Genomic DNA, 5,877 nt, shown 5'->3' with positions numbered 1-5,877 from the left:
AAGGTCGACGAACGCCTTCTCCCGTGCTTCACCGGATGCGGCAAGCGTTTTGGCGAACAAAGACCTGATCTGCTCGTGCTGGCCGGACAGAAAGTCGACCACATCGGTCTGTGACGTGACAGCTGCGTGAGTCGTCATGATGTCCTTTCCATGTCGTCGCGCTTCGGCGCGCGGGCTGCAATTACACGTTCCGCATCGGCTACCCGACACCACAACCACCAAACGTTTCGCAGCTCGGGCGCCACGAACGGCTATGAGCCGGGTCCGCTCAGGCCACGACCTGCGAGGCGATGCGCCAACTCGAACAGCAGAGCGTGGACGAAAGCCCGTGGCAAATTGCCGCGTAGCTGATGTTGTTGGATATCGAATTCCTCTGCAAAGAACGGGGTGGGCCGCAGGCGGTCCGGTTTCGCTCGAACCAGCGAACCGCCGCCAGGTCGTTCCCCTGCTGATGGTCTGCGCCGGCTCCGCCCGGTAGCGAATTGAACACCGCACCGCTGTGCCAGTGCGGCAGGCACATCCAGCAGTAGTCGCCGCGGGGCCCGACGAGGATCCCAGGTTCTCCGTCCGCGAGCAGGGCGTATTGCGGCAAGACGCGCGGAATCGGCGCCATCAGGCCGGAGTACCCGGTCTGCGGCGAGCCAGCCTAGACACGTTTCGCTGCTAAGTTTCACCGGTCGCGGCGCGGGTACCACGAGTTTGCGGCGTTCTTCAGCACGTAGGAATCGTTCAGCAATCCAAACACCAACCTCTGCGGGAGCTTGGACGTCCGGTTCCTTGCTGTCTTCGTCTCGAGAGGGATTGATCCAAGTGCGCGTTGCCTCGGTGCCGGCTTCGCACGTCTACGTCAGGCATCTGTGTGAGCCTGGTGGATTCGATAGCGTTGTGCGCCTTGCGGATCCGGCCCCGGCAGATGGCCGGACGGTTCCGGGTGGCTGGTGGCCGCCGCTGATGCTCGAGCCGGGTTGGGTCAGCCGCAACCATGCCCACTTCGATGTGTTCCACGTGCACTTCGGCTTCGACGCTATCGGCCCCGACGTGTTGGCGGGTGTTGTGCAAGAACTCCAGGAGCACGGCAAGCCGTTGGTGTACACCGTGCATGACCTACGCAACCCGCACCATCCCGAGTCACAGGCCCACGACGAGCAACAGGATGTTCTCGTCTCGGCGGCCGACGAGTTGATTACCCTGACACCCGGGGCCGCACAGTCTATTTGGGAGAAGTGGCGCCGCCCGTGCCGCGTGATTCCGCATCCACACGTGCTCGAAAGCTATCGGATCGTACGGTCGCGGCCTGCCGGCAGCCACTTTGTATTGGGCCTGCATGCGAAGAGTCTTCGAGCCAACATGGATCCGCTACCGATTGTCGACGCTCTCGTGGAGATCATGTCGGCGCTACCGCGGGCGGTGCTGCAAATCAATGTGCACGACGAGATTTTCGACCCGTCAAATCATTGGTTTGCGCCCCAGGCCGGCGCGGCATTGCTGAACTACGACAGGCACGACCACGTCCAGGTGCGGGTGCACCGGTACTTCGGCGACGACGAATTCTGGGATTATCTGGAATCGCTGACCGTGTCGGTGCTGCCCTATCGCTTCGGGAGTCATTCCGGTTGGCTTGAGGCCTGCTTTGACCTGGGCACCGCCATGATCGTCCCCAGCTGCGGCTTCTACGATCAGCAACGACCCTGTGGTGTATTCGATTTCGGTGAAGACCACTTCGACCAGGAGTCCCTGTGCCGCTGCGTCAATGAAGCGTATTGCCAGTGGGCCTCCGGCGCCCCCGCTCCGCGGGCTACCTGGGCGGAGCGGCGTACCGAACGAAACGAAATCGCGACGTCCCATCGCCAGTTGTATCGGGACGTGCTGAGATGACGGCCTCACTTCGTATCGCGCTGATCGCCTCGAGTCGCTTCTCCATCAGCCAGCCATTCGCGGGCGGACTCGAAGCACACGTCTGGCATCTGGCACACGCACTCGCCGACCGCGGTCACCAGGTGTCGCTGTTCGCCGCCGCCGGTTCCGACGAGGACCTGGACTGTCAGACCATCGCGGTTCGGCCACTGGAGCTGTCTGATGCCGCGCGCTCGGATGTGTCCATGCCCGCCGCGGCCTTCATGGCGGATCACCACGCTTACCTGACGTTGATGTTGCAGCTAGCCGGTTGCGCCAGTAACGATTTCGACATCATCCACAATCACAGCCTGCATTACCTGCCGGTGGCGATGGCACCCATGTTGTCCACACCGATGCTCACCACGGTGCACACGCCACCGACGCCGTGGCTGGAGTCGGCGATCGACACCTCGGGTGGCGTCGGCACGCATTTCGCGGCGGTCTCAGAGCACACGGCCGCGGCTTGGCGCAGGACCGTTGAGCGGATCAATGTCGTACCCAATGGGATTGACGTCCAGCATTGGCCGCTGGGGCCGGGCGGCGGGCCCCTGGTGTGGTTTGGCCGAATGACTTCCGAGAAGGCTCCACATCTGGCTATCGCCGCCGCCAGACGCGCCCGCCTGCCACTGGAGCTGGCCGGTCCTATCTCCGATCCCCGGTACTTCGAAACCGAGGTGGAATCCCGCCTCGGTGACGGCATCCGTTACGCCGGCCACCTCGATCAGGCTTCGTTGGCGCGGCTGGTCGGAGCGGCCACGGCATCGTTGGTCACGCCTATGTGGGACGAACCGTATGGGCTTGCGGTCGCCGAGGCGATGTGTTGCGGCACACCGGTGGTGGCCTTCGACCGCGGTGGCATCCCAGAACTCGTCGGATCAAAATCGGGATGCCTGGTAGCGCCAGGCGACCCTGACGCGATGGCGGCGGCTATACCTGCGGTGCAACGGCTTTCGCGAAGGAAGGTGCACGAGCACGCCGTCCGGCACTGCTCCGCGGAGGCGATGCTGCGCAGCTACCTCGACCTGTACGAGAACATGCTCGACGACCACCACGAGGGCAACAATGATCGGTTACTACATCCATCATCAGGGTTTCGGACACTTGGCGCGAGCGACGAGCATCTGTGCGCACCTGCGATGCCCGGCCACAGCACTCAGCTCGCTGGACATTCCCGGCCCGCATCCGTTCGCACAAGTCGTGAAGCTCCCGCGTGACGATCAAGCTGGGCAGGTAAGCGAGCCCACCGCGCATGGCGCCCTGCATTGGGCGCCGCACCACGACGCCGGTCTCACAGCGCGGATGAACGAGGTGGCGCGCTGGGTGGCCGACGCACGGCCGGAGGCTTTCGTCACCGACGTATCGGTCGAGATCGCCGCCTTCGTCCGACTGCTCGGGGTACCGGTGATCGTGATGGCGCTGCCCGGCCAACGCATCGACGCTCCACATCGGCTTGCGCACCACCTTGCCGATCACATCATCGCGTCATGGCCCCAGGACGTGTACGCACCGCCGTGGTTGCGGGCGCACGCAGCGAAGACGAGCTACGTCGGCGGGATCAGCCGGTTCGACGGTCGGGCCGACAACGCCGCGCACTACGCCCGAAAGCGGCTGTCCGACGGGGAAACCCGAGTCCTCGTTCTCGGCGGGGCTGGCAATTCCTTCGGCAGCGAGCTCGACAACTGCGCGCAGGCTTGCCCGGGGACGACGTGGACAACGCTCGGGGGCGCCGACGGCCGATGGACGGCTGACCCGTGGCCGCAGATCTGCGGCGCCGACGTCATCGTCACGCACGCGGGCCAGAGCAGCGTCGCGGACGTCGCCATGGCCAGACGGCCTGCCGTCGTAATTCCGAGCCCACGCCCCTTCCACGAGCAGCGGGCCACCGCGGCGATGCTGCGCCGGGGAAAACTCGCGACGGTCGCGATCCAGTGGCCGGACGCGCAGAGGTGGCCGAGACTGCTCGCCCGTGCGCTGGCTAGCGACCCGCAGAGATGGCGCCGCTGGCAGGTGGAAGGTGCCGCGGCACGCGCTGCCAAAACGATCGAATCGACGGCACAGCGCTATGCGATGGCGGCAGCGGTGTGAAGACCGCGGTGATCACCACCGTGCGCGGCCGCGAGGGTCATCTGCGCCGTCAGATCCAAGGATTGGCGCAGGGCGCCCGGCTACCGGATTCGCACGTCGTGGTTGCGCTCGGCGACCGCCACGTCGCCGAGGTCCTCGACGAAGAAGACCCGTCAGCCGCGCTCGTGGACCTTGACGTCACCGAGCCCATACCGATTGCGCAGGGCCGCAACGCCGGAGCCGCCGCTGCTTTACGCGACTCCACTGAGCTGTTGGTGTTTCTTGATGTCGATTGCATTCCGGAATCGGGGCTGATCGGGCGTTATCAAGACGCCGCCGCCGAGCCCGAACATGCCGACGCCCTGCTGTGCGGACCGGTCACCTACCTGGATCCGCCGGGCCCGCACGGGTACGAGATGAGTGAGTTGCGGCGCAATCCGCATCCGGCGCGGCCCGCACCGCCGGACCGCGAAGTGCTGACCACAACGGATTACACTCTGTTCTGGTCACTTTCGTTCGCGGTAACCGCGGCAACCTGGAAGAGAATCGGTGGCTTCTGCGAGCGGTATCGCGGCTACGGCGGAGAGGACACGGATTTCGCGCAATCCGCCGCGTGCCAACGGGTGCCGATGCGCTGGGTGGGCGGCGCTCACGCGTTTCACCAATTCCATCCCACGGCGGACCCGCCGATCCAGCATCTCGACGACATACTGCGTAACGCGACGATTTTTCACGAGCGTTGGGGTTGGTGGCCCATGCCGGGGTGGCTAGCAGAATTCGAGTCGCGCGGTCTCGTGGCCCGCGATGCGCAAGGGCGTCCCTACCGCACTCTCGATTGACTAAACGATCAGCGAGACCACGTCGGGAGGGCTCGGCTCTCGTCCGGTGATGTCGAGCGCCATCCGCATGAAGATGTCTCCTCGAGTGATGTAGGCCGCCGCTCGCATCAACGCTTCAGCGTCGTATGTCTTGGCGCCCGACACGCAATACGGCAGGCCGATTTCGTAGCTGCCCAGCGCGTATTGCAACGTGCTGTTCAACGTCTGCTCAGGACTCGGCAGCTGTCGATGAAGATCGGCAACTGCACCGGTGGCCGCCTGGCAGGCAGCGCCCGTGGCGGCGACGTCTTGTCGAGCGGCAGCGGCCGCGATGCCTTCTCGCGCGGCGACGACGCCGTCGATCGACCCCTGCGATCGGGTCAGCCACACGCGCACCTGTTCAGGAGCTGGCGAAACAGCCACGCTCGGCGACGCCGACGCGCCGACGTCCGGATTATCCGGCCGCCTCGGCTGCGATCTGTAGAGCGCCCACCCGGTTATGACGGCAATCGTCGATAACGCGATGCAAACTACTGCCATGCCTCGACGATGGCGCTGACGTCTGCTCGTCGTGTCCGATCTGGTGACTTTCTCTCGCGGCGAGCCCGCCACGCCGACGCGATGACGACCAACTGCGGCCATACTGATTTCCTAGGATCTGGCGACTCGCGATCGCGAATCCGCTTCCGACGCTCCACCGATCGGGACATCAGGTTCAAATGTTTTCGCCTGGGCCCGACGATCGGGGCCAAAGACCTTTACTCGACCGACCAACAAAGGACTCGGCAGGAGTAGCGGTGCATTTGGCTCAGCAACCGGGGAGGATCTAAGACCTCAACTGGTGATACCCACCGCATTAATGGGTAATCCCAAATCCGTCGCGACGGAGTTCTCACCGTTACCTCTGCACGACGTGGGGTATCGGCAGCTTGGGCCGACACTTTTTGTCGCCCAAAACGACGCCGCGCAGCTTGCTTGCCGATATTGTCGAGACGCCGAACCGGGGGTCGGTGCCCCCACTACATCCACCCGCGGGGGTTCTCCGGTTCGGCCCACTAGGTCGCACGCCGACCGAACTCTCCTCGCTGCGATCGGCGAA

Annotated in this window: 5 protein-coding genes and 3 pseudogenes; 4 read left to right on the top strand and 4 right to left on the bottom strand. The window is 64.6% G+C overall.

The window, feature by feature from the left end:
* From JOZ00_RS03110 to JOZ00_RS03100, 3 pseudogenes are all read right to left on the bottom strand, one after another.
* Positions 1-138 (bottom strand): annotated as a pseudogene (locus JOZ00_RS03110) (hemerythrin domain-containing protein); the annotation flags it as partial.
* A gap of 113 nt (positions 139-251) precedes the next feature.
* A pseudogene (locus JOZ00_RS03105) lies at positions 252-460 on the bottom strand (glycoside hydrolase family 15 protein); the annotation flags it as partial.
* 51 nt (positions 461-511) lie between these two features.
* A pseudogene (locus JOZ00_RS03100) lies at positions 512-613 on the bottom strand (hypothetical protein); the annotation flags it as partial.
* Between the two features lie 212 nt (positions 614-825).
* On the opposite strand from JOZ00_RS03100, the gene JOZ00_RS03095 reads away from it, so the two are divergent.
* From JOZ00_RS03095 to JOZ00_RS03080, 4 genes are read left to right on the top strand one after another with little or no spacing between them, the layout of a single operon-like run.
* On the top strand, positions 826-1,875 hold the full coding sequence (locus tag JOZ00_RS03095) for a glycosyltransferase (protein WP_293339480.1): 1,050 nt from the start codon (positions 826-828) through the stop codon (positions 1,873-1,875).
* Positions 1,872-3,110 (top strand): glycosyltransferase, encoded by a 1,239-nt coding sequence (locus JOZ00_RS03090; RefSeq protein WP_293339477.1) that lies wholly within the window; start codon positions 1,872-1,874, stop codon positions 3,108-3,110. The genes JOZ00_RS03095 and JOZ00_RS03090 overlap by 4 nt, the downstream gene beginning before the upstream one ends.
* Complete coding sequence (locus JOZ00_RS03085) at positions 3,094-3,981, top strand: glycosyltransferase (RefSeq protein WP_293339474.1); 888 nt, start codon at positions 3,094-3,096, stop codon at positions 3,979-3,981. Before JOZ00_RS03090 ends, JOZ00_RS03085 begins: the two co-directional genes overlap by 17 nt.
* Entirely contained in the window at positions 3,978-4,799 is an 822-nt protein-coding gene (locus JOZ00_RS03080; RefSeq protein ID WP_293339471.1) for a galactosyltransferase-related protein, read from the top strand. The genes JOZ00_RS03085 and JOZ00_RS03080 overlap by 4 nt, the downstream gene beginning before the upstream one ends.
* Here the strand turns inward: JOZ00_RS03080 and JOZ00_RS03075 are convergent, their stop codons facing one another.
* Complete coding sequence (locus tag JOZ00_RS03075) at positions 4,800-5,168, bottom strand: hypothetical protein (RefSeq protein ID WP_293339468.1); 369 nt, start codon at positions 5,166-5,168, stop codon at positions 4,800-4,802. It abuts the gene before it with no gap.
* Positions 5,169-5,877: the final 709 nt, after the last annotated feature.

The sequence above is a fragment of the Mycobacterium sp. genome (genome assembly GCF_019243155.1).
GTDB lineage: Bacteria > Actinomycetota > Actinomycetes > Mycobacteriales > Mycobacteriaceae > Mycobacterium.
Note: the sequence above shows the minus strand (reverse complement) of the source record. Positions and strands in the feature narration are given on the sequence as shown.